The sequence below is a fragment of the Listeria immobilis genome, assembly GCF_014322765.1.
In the GTDB taxonomy this organism is placed as follows: Bacteria; Bacillota; Bacilli; order Lactobacillales; family Listeriaceae; genus Listeria; species Listeria immobilis.
Genome location: NZ_JAASTZ010000020.1, coordinates 1 through 20,659 on the forward strand (window position 1 = coordinate 1; position 20,659 = coordinate 20,659).

The following is a 20,659-nucleotide window of genomic DNA, read 5'->3' on the forward strand; positions in this document are numbered from 1 at the left end:
CATTTACAACGGATAGTATAAAAAAAGATGCATCTGTCCAGATTACCATTCCTTTAACCGGACAAATCGAGACAAGTGCGGCTACTCCAGATACAACCATTACCTACAATGACGAGAATTTTGATGAGGAAACTAGCACACTAGAAGCAACGGACTCTTCTGTAGAAATTACTAGTAATGAAGTACCAACAATTACAGGAGAAACAACAACGACTCTCCAACCAGGAGATACATTTGATCCAACTAGTACAATGACTGCTTCGGATAAAGAAGACGGTGATATTACTAGCAATATTCAAGTCATAGACAATTCTGTTGATACATCAAAATCCGGTACTTACAAAGTGACATATGAAGTAACAGATAGCGACAATAATACGGCACAATTTACACGTACTGTGATTGTGACGGAAGCTCCTATCATTACTGGAGATATTGAAACACGATTGAATCCAAATGAAACTTTTGATGATCCGATGAGCACGATTCAAGCAACAGATAAAGAAGATGGTGATTTAACTGACCAAGTGAAAATCACTAGTAATAATGTGGATATTAGTACACCGGGAAGCTATGAGGTTGTTTATGAAGTCACCGATAGCGACGGAAACAAAACGACATATACACGTAGCGTCATTGTAACCGAAGCACCAACGATTTCAGGTGATACACAAACGGCTATTAATCCAAACAGCACCTTTGATCCAATGAGCACGATGACAGCAAAAGATAGAGAAGATGGTGATATTACCGGAGATATTCAAGTTGCAGATAACCCGGTTAATACATCAAAATCAGGTAGCTACGAAGTGACCTATGAAGTAACAGATAGCGATGGGAATAAAGCCACCTTTACCCGTACAGTTATTGTAACCGAAGCGCCAGCCATTACTGGCGACAGTGAGACTATTTTAAATCCGAATGCTACGTTCGATCCAATGAATACGATGATAGCAACGGATAAAGAAGATGGTGATATCACAGGAGACATCCAAGTTGTAGATAACCCAGTTGATACGTCAAAACCAGGAAGCTATGAAGTGGCATATGAGGTAACAGATAGCGATGGAAACAAATCCACTTTCACACGTACTATTACTGTAACAGAGCCACCACGGATTTCCGGCGAAAGTGAGACGTATCTAAGTCCCAACGCCACTTTTGATCCGATGAACACCATGACAGCAACAGATAAAGAAGACGGTAATATTACAAGTAGTATAAATGTAACAAACAACACAGTTGATACATCGAAACCTGGCAACTACGAAGTGACGTATGAAGTAACAGACAGCGATGGCAATAAAGCGAGCTTCACACGTACCGTCGTTGTAACCGAAGCGCCAATCATTACTGGAGATAGCGAAACCCAATTAAATCCAAACGCAGACTTCGACCCAATGAGCACGATTCAAGCAACAGATAAAGAAGACGGCGACATTACAAACGCAGTGAAAGTAACCAATAACACGGTTGACACATCGAAACCAGGCAGCTACTTTGTAACGTATGAAGTGATAGATAGCGATGGCAACATTTCGGACACCTTTATTCGCACTGTAATCGTGACCGAAGCACCAACCATCTCAGGAGACAGCGAAATACGTTTAAATCCAAATGCAAATTTCGACCCAATGAGTACGATTCAGGCAACGGATAAAGAAGATGGCGACATCACAAGCACAGTAAAAATAACAAACAATACTGTAGATACATCGAAACCCGGCAACTACGAAGTGACGTATGAAGTAACTGACAGCGATGGCAATAAAGCAACCTTCACCCGAACTGTAACCGTGACGGAAGCACCAACCATTACCGGAGATAGCGAAACCATCTTAAATCCTAGTGCGATATTCGATCCAATGAGCACAATTCAAGCAACGGATAAAGAAGATGGTGATATCACAAGTAATGTCAAGGTGATAGATAACCCAGTGGATACATTAACACCGGGAAGTTATGAAGTGACGTATGAAGTAACTGACAGCGATGGCAATAAAGCAACCTTTACCCGAACCGTTATCGTCACTGCAGCACCGACCATCACTGGTGAAAGTGAAACCATTTTAAATCTAAACGCGGACTTTGATCCAATGAGCACCATGAAAGCAACAGATAAAGAAGATGGCGATATTACACAAAATATCCAAGTAACCAATAACACGGTCGACACGTCGAAACCAGGAAGCTACCTAGTAACCTATGAAGTGACAGATAGCGATGGCAATATTTCAGATACCTTTATTCGTACCGTAACCGTGACGGAAGCGCCAACTATCACCGGAGACAGCGAAACCCGATTAAATCCAAACGCAGACTTCGACCCAATGAGTACGATTCAGGCAACGGATAAAGAAGACGGCGACATCACAAGCGCAGTAAAAATAACAAACAATACTGTAGATACATCGAAACCCGGCAACTACGAAGTGACGTATGAAGTGACCGACAGCGATGGTAATAAAGCGAGCTTCACCCGTACCGTAACCGTGACGGAAGCACCAACCATCACCGGGGACAGCGAAACACGATTAAATCCAAACGCAGACTTCGACCCAATGAGTACCATCCAATCAACGGATAAAGAAGATGGTGATATCACTCAAAATATCCAAGTGACAAATAATACTGTAGATACATCGAAACCAGGTAGCTATCTTGTGACGTATGAAGTGACCGATAGCGATGGCAACATTTCATCCACTTTTATTCGCACCGTAATCGTAACTGAAGCACCGGTCATCAATGGGGACAGCGAAACACATATCAAACCAGAAGGTCATTTCGATCCAATGGAAGGGATTACGGCAACAGATAAAGAGAATGGTGATTTAACAGAGCGAATAAAAATTATTTCTAACAATGTAGACGTCAATGTTCCAGGGAATTATCAAGTAGTTTATGAAGTAACTGATAGCGATGGAAATGTAACCACCTTTACCAGTACAGTTGTTGTAGATTTAATCAATCAACCTTCTGAACGATCAAAGGATATAACAAATCCACCGAAAGATATGCAATCTGGAAAAAATGAGGTCGAAAAAAAGATAACAGAAACAAAAAGTGATGCGAAAACAGAAGAAAAAGTATCTCTTCCAAAAACAGGAGATCAATCAAATACTCCAACTGGTCTAGCAGGACTTGGATTGTTTGTGGTAGGATTATTCTCTTTCTTCCGTATAAAAAAATAAGCGTAACAAATGAAAAAGTAACTATCTAAACCACGGAGTCGAGTTGTTTAGATAGTTGCTTTTATTTTGTCATAGTTTTGAAATCAACATAGATAACAATGGAAAGGTCTTATATTTTAAAAAGAAGTATTTTTAATAAAAGTGTATTATGACGATTTATCTGGTGAATATAAAATTTCAAACATGACTAAATAGGGTATACCCTATTTAGACACATAGGTATTATTACAAATACATCTGTGTGAAATTAGGATGTATATTAAATGGTTTTGAAAAAAGGAGATTTTTATTATAATAGCTTATCTTATTCCAGTGTGAGTTCTACTAATCAAATTGCATTATTAATCTTACTACTTATAATTGTACTTGAATTAAATTTCGACTGATTGAAAAGACTATTGTCATTTTTAATTTTATTTTGCAGGATTTTAAAAGATAATTTGCACTAAAATTGGTGGAACTCTGATAACAATGGTCTCTAATTTTCTTCCTATAGACGTTCACCAAGCACTATAATCCGAGCCTGTGCAGCGTGAGTAGTATTTCTCAATCGTAACGCCATATGCAATTTTTTCTTTAGAAGGGTGCAATTTATCCTTAAAAATGACAGTATTATATCCCTAAAAGCGATATTTTTATATTAATCTATTTCAATAATCTGATTTACATAGTAAAATAATCATAGTTCTACATTTAATTGGATGGGAGTGTTGGGAAATGGAGTTTTGGAATAGCTTTTTCGGAATAATGGCCTCTGCATTATCTATTATCAGCATATTAGTAGGAGTCTTTCTATCTAGGAAGAACTCAAAAAGAATTAAAGTAGCAGAAGAAGATATACAAAATATTAAGATTGATAATTCTAAAAAAGCTACCTCTGGAGACGGCGGTATGTCATCAGTTGGAGATGGCAATAAAATAATAAATAAGAGTGGCTTGTGATGGAGCAGAGAAACAAAGCGCAATCGGGCGATTATAGTATATCATCAGTTGGGGATGGTAATGCAATTAGTATATTTAATGGATCAATACCAAAAACGATAAAACGAAGTATTGTATTTGATGTATGTATGTTGATAGCAGAGACTGAATTAGATTATGTGGATGAGTATTCAATAAGAGAGAATGTAGATTGGAATGAAAAATTAGAGTTTAATCGTGTAGGTATATTTGTTGATATTTTTGAAAATTATAGCAATGGCTACACAGAAGTTGAAAAAATATTACGCGGATATACTAAAAGGGAGGTAATGGTAAAGAAGATTCATACTATATATTTAAAAAAGGAAAAAGAGCGAGAGAAATTAGATAAAGATAGCGACTTTGTACTTGAAGAAGTATTTAATCAAATAAAAGAAAATATTTGTTCAGTATATTTTCTTTCTGATTCAGCAGATACTCTGATTGATGAGGAAGTTGATGAAGCAATCTATCTTATCATGTTTTATGTTTTTACCAAATGTAAATTATTGAAAAAAACGATAAAGTAGGTGACTTTGGTGCTAATTAATAAAGATGCCAAACCAAAAGATACAGTTTTGTACATCTCGGCTTGTGTATTAGATATAGCGAGTAAGCGGTGTTTGAAAGTAGACAACTTATACCAGAAAGTTAAAGAAATTTATAACATAGATATTGATTATCCTACATTTTTACTTGCTTTATATTTTTTGTTTTTACTTGAAAAAGTTAATTTTAATCAGGAGGAGTTGCTTTGTGTATATTAAAAAACTTTTACTTCAAGAAACTTATCCTGAAGTAAAATCTATAAGAGAAGTTTTGTTTAAATTAGGCACTAATTTTATAGTGGATGCAGGGAAATATAAGGAAAAAGGTAATGGTGTTGGTAAAACCACGGCGTTGAAATTAATAGATGTTTGTTTGGGTGCAAAGGACAAGAAATATATTTATACTGATTACGAGATGGATAGCGAGAATATAGATTTAAAGAATTATATTCATGAGTCCAAGATTCAAGTGATTATAGAGTTAGTGGATAAATGGGAAGATGAAGATGCTATACATAAAGAGTTAAAAGTGGATCTTTTTAAGGGTGGGAAAAAGTATATCAATGGTGAGAAATACAAAGAAGCTGATTATTGGTGTGAATTGAACAAGGCAATTTTTAATAATTATCAAAACGTACCTACTTTTAGGCAATTAATAGGTATGTTCGTAAGGATTAACCAAAAGTTTGATAATAATAAATTTTTAAAATATTTAGATTCACACACTAATGCTGCTATATATGAAAATATTTATTCTTATCTATTTGACCTTCATTCTCAAGATATAAGTACTGAGATTTTGAGGCTGAAAGGGGAGATAAAGGAAAAGGAAGATGATATACAACACTTAAAAAAAATTAACAGATTTAAATATGTGGATGTTATCAAACAGAAAATAGGTGTATTGGATAAAGAAATAAAGGAACTTTCGGAGGATTTAGCTGTATTAATAGATACAACTAAATTTAAAGAAAATGAACAAAAAATAAATGAGATTAAGCTAACTTATTCTAAAATAAATGACTTGATTGATGAAAGTATGTTTAAGAAAAAACGTTCACTCTCTATACTAGAGAGTGCTAAAAAAGAGAGTGAAGAATCAATAGATACATCATTACTTGAAAAACTTTATGAAGAAACCACTAAAAATTTTGGTAAGCTCGGAAAAACTTTTACTGAGTTAGTTAATTTTAACAAACAATTGGTGCAAAATAAAATTAGCTACTTTGAGAAGCAAGTAATTAAATGGTCAAGTAAGATACAAGTATTGGAGGAAAAACGAGAGAGTTTATTTAAAGAGCATAAGAGTGTCATTATGCTTATTGAAGATAATAAAATTAATGAGTATACAGATATTCAAGATAAACTAGGAAATGCCAGAGAAGATTTGGGAAGAAATAAACAAATTATTACAGTTTACAATGAGTTGAATAAGGAGTTAAGTTCGACGCAAACAAATTTAAATACACTTTTGGATTCACTTGAGAAGAAAGAAGATTCATTAAGTCTTTTTAACCGAAAGTTTTCTGAGTACAGTAAAATGACTAATGGCGAGGGTTATATTTTATTTCACAAAGAAAAAGGATTTCCTTTAGCAATAGAGGATATCGAAAAAGGATTGAGTACTGGGGCAAAAAAATCCGTAATAGCCGCATTTGATCTTGCTTACCAGGCATTTGCTGTTGAGATTGGGAAGAAAGTTCCGAAATTTATTGTTCATGACGTTATAGAAACTCTTGATAGAATTGCATTAGAAAGCATTGTAACTATTGCTAATGACGTTCAATGTCAATACATTGCTGCAGTCCTAAATGAAAAGATTGCCAACCATCACTCAATCAAAAATGAAGATATTATATTAACACTTTCTGAAAGCGAGAGAATGTTTAAGATGTAATTTTAAAGTGCAGGAAGCTTTAATACCAAAATGAGGACGGAAATAATGTTGCACATGTATTCGCTTGAACCCCTTAACTGTTGAAGGCAGTTAGGGGGTTATTTAGGTGCTAAAGGAAATTAATTAATTATAATTGTATAGTTTCTCTTATCATGCCTTAAACCATGTGAGAACAAAGCTCGCAATAATGGGGTAATAATATTGGGAATTAATGTGAACATGAATAACACTTATCTTCGGCGAAATTTTTTGTCTAAAGAGAGGCTAAAATATATTATATTATTTATTAGGCATCCCAAATTGGATAACTTAGTGCATATTTATTAAATAGAAATTCTTATGTAAGGGTAGATGGAAGCGCTATGTCTAAATAGAGTATACCCTATTTAGTCACAAAGGTGTTATTACAAACACAGCGTTTTCTGAGTGAAATTAGGATGTATATTAAATGGTTTTGAAAAAAGGAGATTTTTATTATAATGGCTTATCTTATTCCAGTGTGAGTTCTACTAATCAAATTGCATTATTAATCTTACTACTTATAATTGTACTTGAATTAAATTTCGACTGATTGAAAAGACTATTGTTTAAAGAGGGTCAAAAATTTTTAAGTTTTTGACATTCTTATATTTTTTGTCACTTTTCAATTTAAATGACAAATATAGGATTTTTTTTAAAAATGAGTGTGCAGAAAATCAGGCGTTTCTGGACACGCTCTTTTTTTATTCTATTTTTTAAAAAAGGAAGCTATTTAGTGTTCATAAACTCGTAATAAATTCTATGTTCAATTATATGTTATAGATAAAGTTATGGTACAATAGAGGTAATAAAGGAGTGATTTTTTTGAAAATAGGATATGCCCGAGTCTCTACCGGATTACAAAATTTAGATTTACAAAAAGACAGTTTAAATAAATTTAGTTGTGAGAAGATTTTCACGGATCATATGAGCGGAGTAAAAAGTAGTCGCCCTGGATTAGAAATGGCTATTGATTTTGTTCGCTCTGGAGATACGCTTGTTGTTTGGCGTTTAGATCGTTTAGGAAGGAATATGGAAGATTTGATTTCTATCGTCAATCGCTTAAATGCACGTGGAGTGAGTTTTCATAGTTTGCAAGAAAATATAACGATGGATAAATCTAGTTCTACAGGACAACTTATGTTTCATTTGTTTGCGGCATTTGCTGAATTTGAACGAAATCTAATTTTAGAAAGATCTGCGGCAGGACGAGCAGCTGCTCGTGCAAGAGGGCGATTTGGTGGTCGTCCTGAAAAATTAAAAGCACAGGACTTAGAGTTACTGAAGACACTAGTTGACAATGGGACTCCGATAAAAGCTATTGCCGAACGTTGGAATGTTTCTCGAACAACGATTTATCGTTATTTAAATAAAATGGAGGGAAAAGATAGGAAAAAAAATACTCACTAGTTTTTCACACTAACAAAGATTAGAGGGTACATAGTTTAGGTTTATAAAACATCAAAAGCCGGAACAAAAAGTTCCGGCCGGGATGAAAATGAGTATAATCAGTTCCTTTTATTATATGGGTAATAAAAGACTTATTGGATAATTATAGCAGAAAATAGAGCGTGTGTTAGTGGAAAATAAACAACGATGAGACCCCCTGGTTCGTTTTTTTATGTAAAATCGTTCACAATATGCTCACAAATGCTTTCTAACAAAATGCTATACTAAAAGGTAGGGAGAAATCCCCTCATTTTAGATAGAGAGGAAGCGACGAGATGAGCGAGATAAAAGTACGAGAAACCACTTTCCAAAGCCATGCAAGCAACTTGGCAAGCGCCAGTGATGGGAGCTATTTACCACTGAAAAATGGTAATATGCCCTATTCAAGAGCCAATTCGATTAATGAATTGCGATCGGCACTAATTGATTTATTGGATGTAGTGGAGTGTTTTCAAACAGTCACGAAAAAAGATAGCGAGCGACTGACTCAAATGGGAACTGCCTATGCGACACAAGATAAAAGCGCTGGACAGAAAATCAGTCAGCTGGAGGTGCGCTAAATGGATGCGACTTACAGCAAACTAGAACAACATCTTCAACAAGTACAAAAAGAAAAAACAACTGCAGAAACCCATATAGATCAAACTCGCATAAAGCAAAATAAACAAGACTGGCTGGAAGAAGACACGAAGCATTTTGAACAAGAAAAACTAGAACTCCTGGAGTATTTGCGTACTGGCTGGCTAGGAGAAGAAGCAAATGGGTTCCATCGTTTCTTAGAAGACCAACAGCAGGAAGAAGCGATTGCTTGGAAGAAAGACCTCCACTTGAAAAAAGCCCATTTGGAAATGGAACAACAAGAAAATAAGGCGCAACTCCACGCACTAGAAACGAAACAAACGACCTTGCAGAAGGAGCGGAGAGCATGAGCCGAATAGACATCGCAGAATTGAACGATTTTCTTCATGGTTTACGTAGTAGTAATGCAGAAGCCAAAGATATGATGGGAAATATCACCCAAGCAGCTGCCGATTATGCACAGGATGATAGTTTGAAAGGCGCAGCAGTGACCACATCCAAGCAGTATTTTACGGATACATATATGCCCATTATTCAAAGTATTATCGAAGCACTTAATGAAAGTGAAGAACGGTTGGCCCAATATATCCGAGAATTTGGCGCTCAGGTAGATCCTTCTCCTTCTGCCAAAGTCGATGCGCAGATTTTACAAGAAGTAATGGAAAAAGTCAGCCAGCTGCAGCGAAAAGAAGAAGATTTACACCAACAATTAACCGCTCCAAATACACGGCCAGACATGGAGCAAGTTTATGTCGTGAAATCAAGAAGTGTTCATACGCAACTTTTGCGAGCAATCGAAAAGGAAAATATTCTGGAAAGATACCTGGCATTTGAACAAAGTCATGGGGATTTCTTTAGCGCATTGCATGAACTTATTCTCGCAACCAGTCGTACGGTACAAGAATTACTTCAACATGTGACATTCAATGCGCAAACAGGTACTTACACCGTGTCACCAAGTATCACTTCGAGTTTGCAGCTCATGAAAAAAGCCCTGGATCATGCTCGAAAAGAAAATGACAAAGACCCCTATCCGGATGGTTTCGAAGACTATACCTTGTTTGCTTATACTTATGTGAACGACCAAGAAAAAAATGTGACCATGTGGTTAATTGAAAAAAATGGTAAACGGGTAGAAAACAAGGAATTACAAGACTTTCTCGAAAAAAACGGCCAAGATTTACCCCCTATTTCTTATACAGAACTATCAGGAGAAGCCTTGGAACGCAAAGTCAATGATTCCTGGAAAGAAGGAGTGAATTATTTAACTGGCCAAAAAGTAACGGATGCTAGTGCTGGTATCTTAAGAACCTCTGCGTATATTGCCAGTGGGAAAGATGTCATGGACGATACTGGGTTAACAGATATGGCTTTAAGCGCAGGATTTGGTATTGCAGCAGCAAGAAATAAACCAACAATAGTAAAACCGAAAACATCATCCATTCATGCAACACGTAGGTTTAAAAGTAGTGAAACGCTAAATGAACACTACGGGAAACATCACAAGGAGATAATGGATGCTTTAGACTTAAAAAAATATTCTTTGGGTGACTATGTAAATGATGCAAATCATGTGATTAATACAGGAAAATATGTTCCCGAACTAAATGGCTATGTGAGGCTGGTTGGTGGGAAAGGAAGGGCAAAATTCGCATTTGTTGGATTAGATAGAACGACTGGAGAGATAACAACATTTCATTTGAAGACAGTTAAGCAACTTATAAAAAAGGCACCAAGTCTGAATTTAGAGAAGTAGGAGGTTACAAAAATGATTACAATAAAATCAATAAATTGGTTAGATAAAGATGCAGAAGAAGCTGAAGTAATATTAACAGATGGGAGATACAGTGTGCTATGCTTCTCACATCCATGTACGTTAAAAATAAATGATGAATATGATGAAATAATTTATGGCTTTAACCCAGTAAATATTTTTAAACTTAGTGAAAAAGCGTATAGTATTGAAGAGGGAAAATCAGGTGGATTTAAACTAAAAGGAGAGCTTGTAGATTCAGTTGAATCAATTATTCAAATTGGTAATTTTAAAATAGATATATCTGACGGAGATATTGCTGGAGATATTTATAATGGGGATTTTTTAGAATTAACTGTTAGTAGAATAGATACCATGTGAAAGTCAATGACTCCTGGAAAGAGGGAGTGAATTATTTAACTGGCCAAAAAGTAACAGGTGCCAGTGGTGGCGTTTTAAGAACATCTGCTTATATTCCAGTGGGAAAGATGTTATGGACGATACTGGGCTAACAGATATGGCTTTAAGCGCAGGATTTGGTATTGCAGCAGCAAGAAATAAACAAATTTTAGCTAAGGAATTGGAAAGAATAAGGCTAGCTAAAGTAGGGCGTTGGATGTCGAGTGTTGAATATAAAAAAATGAAAAATACTGGTAAAGTTCAAATGTCAAAAAATGGAAATAGGACTTACGTGTCTTATCCAGCAGATAAAAATGCTTTTCCGTCAGCAGCTGATGATGCTCTATATGCAGAATTTAAAGTAGATGAAAAAACGATTTTTCCAGCTGGCAAAGAAGGCTGGGCGCAAATACCAGGTCCAGGTTCTTTAATTGACAGGTTTAATCAGAAAAAAGGATTGCCTGCAATTACAGAAATGCCAGAAGCTATTGATATAACTAATTTAGGAGGGAAGTAATATGCAAAACAATATTTTTAATAGCATCCGATTAGGCATCATCGCATGGTTAGATTCTAATATAGAAAGTATTGAGGAAAACGATATAAAAGTTACCATCATAAAAAATGAGAAAGATGGTTATGTGGTAGAATTTGATAATGACATATGTATGGCAGAAATTGTAGTTGAAGAAGCGACTTATACACCATATAGATACGTTTCTTTTGAAGTGGTATCTATAGTGGACAGTAAAGTTAAAATTATTTATTCCTGGTATGACGATGATACAAGTATGTTGACAGATATCGAGAAGGAATTAGATAAAGGAATTCAATTTCTAACTAATAATGAATAATTGGAATGGTTATACTAGAATGGACAGTAAAAATAAGCGGATTTGAGAAAAGGAGTCCAACATGAAAAGAAAAAACTATTCTAAAGAATTTAAATTCCAAGCAGTCAGCCTTATAGTAAAGGAAAAACATCCAGTTCGTTTTGTTTCCAAGCAATTAGAAGTACATGAAAACACACTCTATCGGTGGGTATCGGAGTATGAAAAACATGGTAATCGAGCCTTTCCTGGAAACGGTAGTAGAGAATTTGCTGCACAAAAAGAAGTAAAACGATTAGAAAAAGAAAATAAAAAGTTAAAGGAGGAACTGGAAGTTCTAAAAAAGTTCCAAGTTTTTCTGGAGCGAAACCATCGCTAATTTTCGCTTACATACAAAAGCATTTAAAAGGAAAACTTTCTATCAAGCGACTTTGCAGCTACTTAAGTGTCTCACGTTCGGGTTATTATGTATTTTTGAAACGTAGCCCATCTAATCTAGAATTAGAAAATGATGTGCTTAGCGAATACATTCGAACGATTTTCTTTGAGCATAAAGGAAGATATGGGGCAAGAAGAATACAAGTAACTCTAAAAAGGAAATATGGATTCTCTATCAGTCGAAAACGCATCGGACGTTTACTTCGTAAACAAGGTCTTTACACAAAAGGGATACGTAGGAAGTACCGAAAACAACCTACTATTCGGGATGCTAATCCTAATTTATTGAAACAACAATTTTATGCAAAAAAAGCAAATCAAATTTGGTTTGGTGATATCAGTTATATTCCAACCCAAGAAGGGATGCTGTATTGTAGTGTTTTTATCGATTGTTACTCACGTAAGTGTGTTGGATTCGCCATTCGTACTCATCTGCGTGATAGTCTTGTCATCGATAGTTTAGAAGCAGCTATCCATCAAGAAAAACCTAACAACGGGTTAATCATCCATACGGATCAAGGATGCCAGTACACAGGCCACCGCTTTTATGAATGTGCGATGCAGTATCACTTCACTCACAGTCAATCCCGTAAGGGAAATCCCTACGATAATGCCGTTATGGAATCTTTTATAAATCATTCAAATGAGAAATTCTACCAGGAAAACAATTTCATACTAAATCACAAGCAATCTTAACAATCATGGACTATTTAGAAACCTATTATAACTATGAACGAATTCATTCAAGCTTAAATTACCTTACGCCCCATGAATTTGAAACAATGAACGAATTCGCTTAATTTATATGTCTATTTTTCTCTTGCCATTCCATTAATAGTCATTTTTTCAACTAATGACAGATAATAAAACTACAATCAACGCCAAAATTGCAGGTAGACCTTGCTTTACTAGAATTCCTTTTGAAGAAGTCGCCCCTCCAAATAATGCTGCAATAACCACACAGCTTAAAAAGAAAATTTGTACAGTGCTGGCATACACATCACCCGCAAAAAACAAACCCCAAGCAAGACCTCCCGCCAAGAAGCCATTATAAAGCCCTTGGTTCGCAAACAATGTCTGCACTTTTTTATTCTCAAGTAATTCTTTTTCGACACCAAAAGTTTTTGCTGCCAGTTTAGTATTAGCGAAAAACATTTCTAAAATCATAATATAAATATGCTCAATCATTACGATGAAAGTTAAGATAAAAGCTAAAATAGTCATGAAAATCCCTCTTTTCTAACCCAAAGTATAGCATATAATAAATTATTTCTGATGAAATTAAGGCACAAATGTTGACTTCTCTCCCAAATCTACATAATATCAAACGTAGACTACTATATTTTAGTCTGAAAAGGGGGAATTTATATGCAACAAGAAAGAGCAATGGAGCGACAGATTCGGCCAATTCCGATTATCGCCTCATTTTTAATGGCAGGATTTATTGGGTTATTTAGTGAAACGGCATTAAATATGGCGCTTAGTGAATTGACTCAGGTATTTGATATTAGTTCAGCGACAGTGCAGTGGCTTACAACTGGTTACTTGCTAACGCTTGGAATATTAGTACCGATTTCGGGATTGCTTTTACAGTGGTTTACAACGCGAGGACTATTTTTTACAGCAGTAAGCTTCTCGATTGTAGGGACATTTATCGCGGCAATCTCACCAACTTTTGCAATATTGATGGTGGGGCGTGTAGTACAAGCAATAGGTACAGCATTGTTATTACCGTTAATGTTTAATACGATTTTATTGATTTTTCCAGAGCATAAACGCGGCTCAGCAATGGGAATGATTGGACTCGTAATTATGTTTGCTCCGGCGGTTGGTCCGACGATCTCTGGGCTGATTTTGGAAAACTTAACATGGAACTGGATTTTCTGGATTTCTTTACCATTCTTAATTATTGCATTATTATTTGGAATGAAATATATGCAAAATGTGTCGGTTGTGACGAAGCCAAAAATAGATGCTTTATCAATTATTCTTTCTACATTAGGTTTTGGTGGAGTTGTATTTGCCTTTAGTAGTGCAGGGGAAAATGGTTGGGGAAGTACGCCGGTATTAACTGCAATTATTGTTGGTGGGATTTCACTCGCTTTATTCGTATGGCGTCAACTAACAATGGAAAAACCGTTAATGGATTTAAAAGTGTTTAAATATCCGATGTTCACTTTGGGACTTATCTTGGTATTTATTAGTTTTATGATGATTCTTTCGACAATGATTTTACTACCACTTTATTTACAAAATAGTTTAGCGCTCGCAGCATTTTCGGCGGGACTTGTGTTGCTTCCGGGTGGAGTTTTAAACGGTTTGATGTCACCATTTACGGGAAGATTGTTTGATGCGTATGGACCGCGAGCATTAGTTATTCCTGGATTTGTTATCGCAGTTATTGCGTTATTCTTTTTAACAAGAATCGAAACGGATACGACTGCATTAACAATTATTATACTTCATTCCGTGTTGATGATTGGGATTTCAATGGTAATGATGCCAGCACAAACTAATGGCTTAAATCAGCTGCCTCCTAAGCTATATCCAGATGGCACAGCGATTATGAATACGTTGCAGCAAGTTTCTGGAGCAATTGGGACAGCAGTTGCAATTACGATTATGACAGCTGGGCAAAAAGCATATATGGAAACCGCGCAAGGAGCAGGACCTGAAGAAATGGTCGCATCACTTACTGCGGGCATTCAAAACGCCTTTATGTTTGGCTTAATCATGGCATGTATAGGATTAGTTTGTTCGTTATTTGTTCGAAAAGCAAAATAATTATCAGAAAAGGACTTCTCGCTTAGGTGAGGAGTTCTTTTTTTGACAAAAATTAGCAAAGCAGTTAAAATGATATTGAATAAAGTTTATAAAGTTTGTTTATTATTATGGTGAGAGGATGGATTTAATGGCACTCCCGCGTGATTTAAAAGAACTAAATAAGCGAAATATCAAATCAATTTTACGGCAAAATGGAGCAATGACAAAAGCAGAAATTGCGGAAATAACGGACTTAAGTGTAGTTACAGTGAACAAATTAATTCGTGCTTTAGAAGAGGATGATGAAATTTTAGAGCAAGATAGTTCGGTTGCAACAGGTGGAAGAAGAGCGGTTTCCTATACAATTAATCCGAATTTCCAACAAGTTTTAGTTGTAAGTTTGCAAGAAAAATGGAAGAAAATCACTTATTCCTTTTCTGTATATAATTTGTTAGGTGAAGTGGAATTTGTGGAAGATATGTCAGGCGAAGATTTAGATATTCATGCTCTTAAACGAAATATTAAAGATCATGTGTGCGCATTTCCAAAGATTTCTTGTATTGTGATTGGTGTCCCCGGAATTGAAATTGGTGGGAGACTGCGCGCTATGGATTTTCCACTACTTTTAAATGTGCATTTGCGAGAAACGTTGGAATCGGAAGTGAATTTGCCGGTCTTAGTTGAAACCGATACGAATGCTGCCATTTTAGGTTATAAAAATCGTCCCGTTACAGAAAATAACATTGTTGGGCTTTATTATCCAGAACGTTTTCCTCCGGGTGCGGGTTTGCTAATGAATGGCGAAATTTTAAAGGGGAGGAACGGATTAGCTGGAGAGATAAAACATATGCCGCTGCAAATTGACTGGGATAACTTTGATTTTTCGGTGGATAAGATTAAAGAACATATTCGAAAAATGGTGCAACTAACAATGAGCTTTTATGATCCGGAAACAATTGTTATCTATACAAATTTTTATTTTGGACAAAAAGATTTTATGGAAGAATTAGTGCAAGATTTGGCCAAAGTATATCCATATGCTATACTTCCCAAAATACAGTTATCGCGTAAATTTACGACTGACTATCGAATTGGTTTATTGGCTTTTGGGATTGATTATCTGGAAAATAATTTGACAGATTGGAGAATATAAAAAGATGAACCTTGAAAAAAGGCTCATCTTTTTTGTTTATTTAAAGAAATTTGGTAGGTATTCTTTATGGGCTTCTAGAAGTTCATCAAGCATTTCACGTGCAACAGATTCGCTTGGAGTTAATGGATTGATAGTCATAGCAAGTAGCGCTTTATCATAGTCACCAGTAACTGCGGCTTCTGCTGTTAGGCGTTCAAAAGTCTTGATTTCTTGGATAATTCCATTGATAGCAATTGGAAGACGTCCGCTTGCTAGTGGAATAGGGCCTTGGCGAGTGATAACACAGTTTGTTTCTACTGCGGAATCAGGATCAATATCAAGGATTGCGCCATTATTACGAGTATTTACGATTTGAATATCGCGTTTGTCGTTATAAATGGAATTAATTAGGTTACATGCTGCTTCACTGTAGTAAGCGCCACCGCGTTGTTCTAGTTGTTTTGGTTTTTCTGCTAGTTCTTCTTGTTTATACAGCTCAAATAGTTCTGCTTCTACTTTTTTAACAACTTCGGCACGTGTACCATGTTCTGCGTAGGCACGAGCTTGGTCTTCCAGTTGTTGTTTTGTTTGCCAGTAGTAGCGCAAGTAGTCGATTGGAATCATGTTTAGTGTACGTAAGAATGTTTTATCCCAGCCAGTTGCATTGATATTTTTCAAGCTTGAGCCAGCTTCATCTTCCGTCATTTTGTAAACAACGTCTTTGGTTACGTCTTTACCATTATGATAAACGGTTTTTGCGAATACCATATGATTTAAACCAACGAATTCTACATAAATTTCAGATACATCTACACCAAGAGTTTCAGCAATATTGCGTTCGATGCCAATAGGTCCATTACATAAGCCAACTACTTTCTTTTGGTTACTATAACGAAGAACTGCTTCTGTTACCATTCCAGCAGGATTAGCAAAATTGATTAACCAAGCATCTGGACAAAGACGTTCCATATCTTTACAAATATCTAAAATAACTGGAATTGTGCGAAGTCCTTTAAACATGCCGCCTGGTCCGTTAGTTTCTTGACCAACCACACCATATGAATTTGGGATACGTTCATCTTTAACACGAGCATCTAGTAAACCTACGCGAAGTTGTGTTGTAACAAAATCAGCGTCTTTTAATGCTTCTTCACGATCAAGTGTTAAATGTACTTCCATATTAACGCCAGCTTTTTTCACCATACGTTTTGCTAGGTTGCCAACGATTTCTAATTTTTCACGGCCTGCTTCTACATCCACTAACCAAAGTTCGCGAACAGGTAGTTCGTCTTGACGTTTAATAAATCCTTCAATTAGTTCGGGTGTATAACTTGATCCGCCACCAATAGTAGCGATTTTAATACCTTTACTCATTATTCATACCTCCAAGGATATTTTTTGAAAAGGCTTACTTCATTGTTAGTTACCTTTTCTTCTCACAGTTATAGTATAGAAATATTATGAAAAAATAGCTAGTATTTGGCTAGTTTTAGGTAAGGATTTTCTAAGTAGGAACTTGTTACATTTGAGTAACGAGGTGTTACATGATAAAATAAAGCGAAAAGAGGTGCGGAAATGCTTTTTTTGGATAAAAGTTTAGAATTAAATGACACGGAATTAGATATTTATAATTATATTGTGGCAAATTTAGATAAAGTTGTTTATATGCGAATTCGTGATTTGGCAACGGAAGCGCACGTAAGTACAACAACCATTCTGCGCTTTTGTCGAAAGTTTGGTTGTAATGGTTTTTCGGAGTTTCGCGTGAAATTGCAACTTTATTTGGAAGAACAAAAGCTTTCACAAATTGATATGTCAGACGAAACTACCTATATCGATTTTTTAAAACGGACAGCCCAACCAGAATTTAAAGCGCAAATTCAAAATGCTGCTCGAATTCTTCGCGATCGGGAATTAGTTTTATTTGCGGGAGTGGGTTCCTCAGGAGTTATCGCGGAATATGGTGCGATTTATTTTTCATCTTTATTTACATTAGCGCTCCATATTGAAGATCCACTAAATCATCCGTTTTATCATCTATCAAGCAAACTTTCCGATAAAATTTGTATGATTGCCCTTTCAGTCGAAGGGGAAAATGAAGATATTATAAAATATATTCACCAGCTTAAAGCGCAAAATTGTAAGGTGATTTCAATTACTAATAGCTCCAAATCAACTATAGCAAGGCTTTCTGATGCGAATATAGCTTATTATATTAATAAAGAAATGTATCAAGAAGCGAATATTACTTCCCAGTTACCAGCACTATATACAATTGAAAATATTGCCCGGGAAATAAGAACCCAAATTGATAAAGAAAAGAACTAATATTAAGTTTTGCTTGGATTTCTAAGCAAAACTTTTTTTGTAACAAAATTGTCACTTACGAAGAATTTTTTTATTTGCTACGATTATTCTTTGGGAGGTGAAATTATGTACAGTAATATGAAAGAAAAAGTCGTGTTTACATTTATTATGTGTTCTTTAATGATTTTATGTATGAGCTCTTATAATATTTTTCTTGAAAATGGTTTTGATACAGAGTCTTTTGTAATTATCTTAAAAGCTTTTGTTCCATTTGTTTTTGTGGGATTTTTATTAGACTTTTTTGTAGTAGGAAAACTAGCATCGCGTATTCAAATGCTATTAGTTAGTGAGAAAACTTCGAAATTCAAAAAAATTATTGTGATGCAATTATTAATGGTTACTTTTATGTGTGTTTTCATGTCAACGCTTAGTTTAATTATTAATCAGCAAGAATGGAGTCATCTAGGGATACTTATATTGCGCAATTATTTTGTTGCTTTATTTTTACAAATCGTTATTGTTTCACCATTTGTTCGTTTGATTAGTCCGAAGATCTTTGGGCTTTTGTAAAAGGAATAAGAAAAGCTTAGCATGAGATTAAACTCGAGCTAAGCTTTATTTTTATTTTTGTTTGCTATGATAAGCATCAAGTGCATCTTCCACCGTTTTCTTCGTATAACCATTATCAATAAGGTAACCAAGATCATGTTTTCTAAAACTTGTTTTTAAATGGTCGATAAGATCTGCAAAATAATATTCAATTCCTCTATCGTCAAGCCATTTTAGTAAGTCTTTCATAGATTCTGTAGCGGTAGTATCAATATTTATAATCGCGCTAGCTTCAAAAATGACTAATTTGGTATCATCTTGAATTGCTTCTTTTAAACCATCCGCAAATTTATTAAAGTTACCAAAGAAAAGAGAAGCGCTATAACGATAAATAACGACATTTGGAATTGGTTTGGCTTCTGGTTTGCGTTTTAAGTCAAAGTAGCCATGACGACCTTCAATTACTCCAAGAATTGCAATTGGAGAGTTTATCGAGCGACTTACGACATTAATGAAAGATAAGGCGATTCCAAGTAGAACTCCAAAAATAACTCCGACCAGAAGTGTTCCAAGTGCGGCAACAATCCAAACAGTTGCCTCGCGACGAGATACTTTAAATAAACCTTTCAAAACATCCACATCAATAATTCCAACAAGCGCTGCAAAAACAATTCCGGAAAGAACTGGCTGTGGCATATAATAAAGCAAGCCACTTAAGAGAGCAACAATAAGTGCGATAATAGTCGCTGCAACGATAGAAACCATTTGTGTTTTACCATGAAATTGTTCGTTTGCCGCTGTTCTTGAAACACTGGCACTTGCTGGAGGGCAACCAGAAATAGAAGCAACAAAATTGGAAATACCATAAGAAAATAACTCGCGATTATCGTCAATCGTATATTTATTACGTAGTGCAAAGCTCTCACTTGGTAATAGAGAACCAGCAAATGTTGCTATCGCGCAGATTAAGCCACCGCCAATTGCTAATGCCCAAGAACTTGCACCAAAATCAGGAAGCGCAAGAGAAGGAAACCCAACTGGGATTTTGCCAACAATATCTACATTGTACTGATCCAATTTAAAGAAATAAGCTGCAAGAGTACCTAGCATTAACACAACTAAAGACATAGGAACTTTAGGAATAGCTTTTTTACTGGAAATAACAATGATGACCGTAGCGACACCCATTGCAAGAGAAATCCAATTAGACTGGAAAAACTGGCCAACGATAATACCTAGGCTTGAGAAAAAACTATCTCCGCTTTCTTTTAGGCCCATTATCTTCGGGATTTGCCCCATAATAATAGAAACACTAAGTCCAGAAATAAAGCCACTAAGAACAGGCGCTGATATGTATTTAGCAAAACGACCTAGTTTCAATACAGAAAAAAGGACTAAAAATACTGCACAAAAGAATGCAAGAATTGGAGCAAGTGCAATTGCCTCTTTGGAACCTGCTGCAAGACCCGCAGTTCCTAAAATAATCGAACCAGTAATTGCGCTTGCAGTTGCATCGATACCAAAAATGAGCTGCGGCGAACTAGCAAAAATTACATAAGCGATAACTGGTAGAAAAGATGCATATAACCCGTAAATGGGTGGAAGTCCTGCTACTTGCGCATATCCCATTGCAACAGGAATCGTCAGTGCGGCGACTCCAACACCAGAAATAACATCATTTTTTAAATAGGATGCTTTATACCCATTTAATGACAGCAAAATGTGTTTAAACATAAGTTCCTCCCTTGAAAATATAATAATCATTTTATTCTACACTACAATAGTGATTAATGAAATCTATAGTATTTACCCTGTTTTTACCTAGTCCAATCATGAAAAGCCA

The 20,659-nt window shown here is 35.6% G+C and carries 23 protein-coding genes and 1 pseudogene; 21 read left to right on the forward strand and 3 right to left on the reverse strand.

Annotated features, from left to right (window positions below; all coding sequences use genetic code 11):
* From HCJ50_RS13435 to HCJ50_RS16120, 17 genes and pseudogenes are all read left to right on the forward strand, one after another.
* A partial coding sequence (locus HCJ50_RS13435) for an LPXTG cell wall anchor domain-containing protein (protein ID WP_185395528.1) occupies positions 1 to 3,194 on the forward strand: 3,194 nt, incomplete at its 5' end.
* A gap of 717 nt (positions 3,195 to 3,911) precedes the next feature.
* On the forward strand, positions 3,912 to 4,136 hold the full coding sequence (locus HCJ50_RS13440; RefSeq protein WP_185348720.1) for a hypothetical protein: 225 nt from the start codon (positions 3,912 to 3,914) through the stop codon (positions 4,134 to 4,136).
* Positions 4,136 to 4,684, forward strand: coding sequence for a hypothetical protein (locus HCJ50_RS13445; RefSeq protein ID WP_185348718.1), 549 nt, complete (start codon positions 4,136 to 4,138; stop codon positions 4,682 to 4,684). The genes HCJ50_RS13440 and HCJ50_RS13445 overlap by 1 nt, the downstream gene beginning before the upstream one ends.
* Positions 4,685 to 4,693: 9 nt before the next feature.
* A complete protein-coding gene (locus HCJ50_RS16115) occupies positions 4,694 to 4,921 on the forward strand; it encodes an ABC-three component system middle component 6 (RefSeq protein ID WP_376698823.1) in 228 nt (75 codons plus the stop codon).
* On the forward strand, positions 4,911 to 6,599 hold the full coding sequence (locus HCJ50_RS16030; RefSeq protein ID WP_185348716.1) for a DUF2326 domain-containing protein: 1,689 nt from the start codon (positions 4,911 to 4,913) through the stop codon (positions 6,597 to 6,599). Before HCJ50_RS16115 ends, HCJ50_RS16030 begins: the two co-directional genes overlap by 11 nt.
* A gap of 448 nt (positions 6,600 to 7,047) precedes the next feature.
* On the forward strand, positions 7,048 to 7,170 hold the full coding sequence (locus tag HCJ50_RS15885; protein ID WP_260443072.1) for a hypothetical protein: 123 nt from the start codon (positions 7,048 to 7,050) through the stop codon (positions 7,168 to 7,170).
* Positions 7,171 to 7,442: 272 nt separating this feature from the next.
* The gene (locus HCJ50_RS13455) at positions 7,443 to 8,027 is read left to right on the forward strand and encodes a recombinase family protein (RefSeq protein ID WP_185395527.1); all 585 of its coding nucleotides are present in this window, start codon (positions 7,443 to 7,445) and stop codon (positions 8,025 to 8,027) included.
* Between the two features lie 314 nt (positions 8,028 to 8,341).
* Positions 8,342 to 8,626 (forward strand): DUF3130 domain-containing protein, encoded by a 285-nt coding sequence (locus HCJ50_RS13460; protein WP_185349609.1) that lies wholly within the window; start codon positions 8,342 to 8,344, stop codon positions 8,624 to 8,626.
* Positions 8,627 to 8,995 carry a ribonuclease P gene (locus HCJ50_RS13465; protein WP_185349607.1) on the forward strand — a complete coding sequence of 123 codons (369 nt, stop codon included), beginning with the start codon at positions 8,627 to 8,629 and terminating at the stop codon, positions 8,993 to 8,995.
* The gene (locus HCJ50_RS13470; RefSeq protein ID WP_185349605.1) at positions 8,992 to 10,401 is read left to right on the forward strand and encodes a T7SS effector LXG polymorphic toxin; all 1,410 of its coding nucleotides are present in this window, start codon (positions 8,992 to 8,994) and stop codon (positions 10,399 to 10,401) included. Before HCJ50_RS13465 ends, HCJ50_RS13470 begins: the two co-directional genes overlap by 4 nt.
* Before the next feature lie 12 nt (positions 10,402 to 10,413).
* Positions 10,414 to 10,779, forward strand: a complete 366-nt coding sequence (locus HCJ50_RS13475) for a hypothetical protein (protein ID WP_003719695.1) — start codon at positions 10,414 to 10,416, stop codon at positions 10,777 to 10,779.
* Positions 10,779 to 10,981: pseudogene (locus HCJ50_RS13480) on the forward strand (hypothetical protein); the annotation flags it as partial. The gene HCJ50_RS13475 and the pseudogene HCJ50_RS13480, both read left to right, overlap by 1 nt.
* Before the next feature lie 57 nt (positions 10,982 to 11,038).
* Positions 11,039 to 11,314, forward strand: a complete 276-nt coding sequence (locus HCJ50_RS16135; RefSeq protein WP_446499850.1) for a TreTu family toxin — start codon at positions 11,039 to 11,041, stop codon at positions 11,312 to 11,314.
* Between the two features lies 1 nt (position 11,315).
* Positions 11,316 to 11,651, forward strand: coding sequence for a hypothetical protein (locus HCJ50_RS13485; protein ID WP_185395526.1), 336 nt, complete (start codon positions 11,316 to 11,318; stop codon positions 11,649 to 11,651).
* 61 nt (positions 11,652 to 11,712) lie between these two features.
* The gene (locus HCJ50_RS13490; RefSeq protein WP_185395525.1) at positions 11,713 to 12,006 is read left to right on the forward strand and encodes a transposase; all 294 of its coding nucleotides are present in this window, start codon (positions 11,713 to 11,715) and stop codon (positions 12,004 to 12,006) included.
* A 41-nt stretch (positions 12,007 to 12,047) separates the two neighbouring features.
* Positions 12,048 to 12,761, forward strand: a complete 714-nt coding sequence (locus HCJ50_RS13495; protein ID WP_311769583.1) for an IS3 family transposase — start codon at positions 12,048 to 12,050, stop codon at positions 12,759 to 12,761.
* Positions 12,762 to 12,766: 5 nt separating this feature from the next.
* Entirely contained in the window at positions 12,767 to 12,865 is a 99-nt protein-coding gene (locus HCJ50_RS16120) for an IS3 family transposase (protein ID WP_185348356.1), read from the forward strand.
* Between the two features lie 46 nt (positions 12,866 to 12,911).
* Here HCJ50_RS16120 and HCJ50_RS13505 read toward each other — a convergent pair whose 3' ends face one another.
* Entirely contained in the window at positions 12,912 to 13,289 is a 378-nt protein-coding gene (locus HCJ50_RS13505) for a DUF1304 domain-containing protein (protein ID WP_185348350.1), read from the reverse strand.
* Between the two features lie 144 nt (positions 13,290 to 13,433).
* Between HCJ50_RS13505 and HCJ50_RS13510 the strand changes: the two genes are divergently transcribed.
* Positions 13,434 to 14,849 (forward strand): DHA2 family efflux MFS transporter permease subunit, encoded by a 1,416-nt coding sequence (locus tag HCJ50_RS13510; protein ID WP_185348348.1) that lies wholly within the window; start codon positions 13,434 to 13,436, stop codon positions 14,847 to 14,849.
* A gap of 127 nt (positions 14,850 to 14,976) precedes the next feature.
* Complete coding sequence (locus HCJ50_RS13515; protein WP_185348354.1) at positions 14,977 to 15,981, forward strand: ROK family transcriptional regulator; 1,005 nt, start codon at positions 14,977 to 14,979, stop codon at positions 15,979 to 15,981.
* A gap of 36 nt (positions 15,982 to 16,017) precedes the next feature.
* Here the strand turns inward: HCJ50_RS13515 and HCJ50_RS13520 are convergent, their stop codons facing one another.
* Positions 16,018 to 17,334 carry a 6-phospho-beta-glucosidase gene (locus tag HCJ50_RS13520; protein WP_185348346.1) on the reverse strand — a complete coding sequence of 439 codons (1,317 nt, stop codon included), beginning with the start codon at positions 17,332 to 17,334 and terminating at the stop codon, positions 16,018 to 16,020.
* Positions 17,335 to 17,535: 201 nt separating this feature from the next.
* Here HCJ50_RS13520 and HCJ50_RS13525 point away from each other — a divergent pair, with 201 nt between their 5' ends.
* Together HCJ50_RS13525 and HCJ50_RS13530 are read left to right on the forward strand one after the other, a co-directional pair.
* Positions 17,536 to 18,288 (forward strand): MurR/RpiR family transcriptional regulator, encoded by a 753-nt coding sequence (locus HCJ50_RS13525; protein ID WP_185348344.1) that lies wholly within the window; start codon positions 17,536 to 17,538, stop codon positions 18,286 to 18,288.
* A gap of 105 nt (positions 18,289 to 18,393) precedes the next feature.
* Positions 18,394 to 18,837 (forward strand): hypothetical protein, encoded by a 444-nt coding sequence (locus HCJ50_RS13530; protein ID WP_185348342.1) that lies wholly within the window; start codon positions 18,394 to 18,396, stop codon positions 18,835 to 18,837.
* 51 nt (positions 18,838 to 18,888) lie between these two features.
* On the opposite strand, the gene HCJ50_RS13535 is transcribed toward HCJ50_RS13530, so the two are convergent.
* Entirely contained in the window at positions 18,889 to 20,550 is a 1,662-nt protein-coding gene (locus HCJ50_RS13535) for a SulP family inorganic anion transporter (protein WP_185348340.1), read from the reverse strand.
* Positions 20,551 to 20,659: the final 109 nt, after the last annotated feature.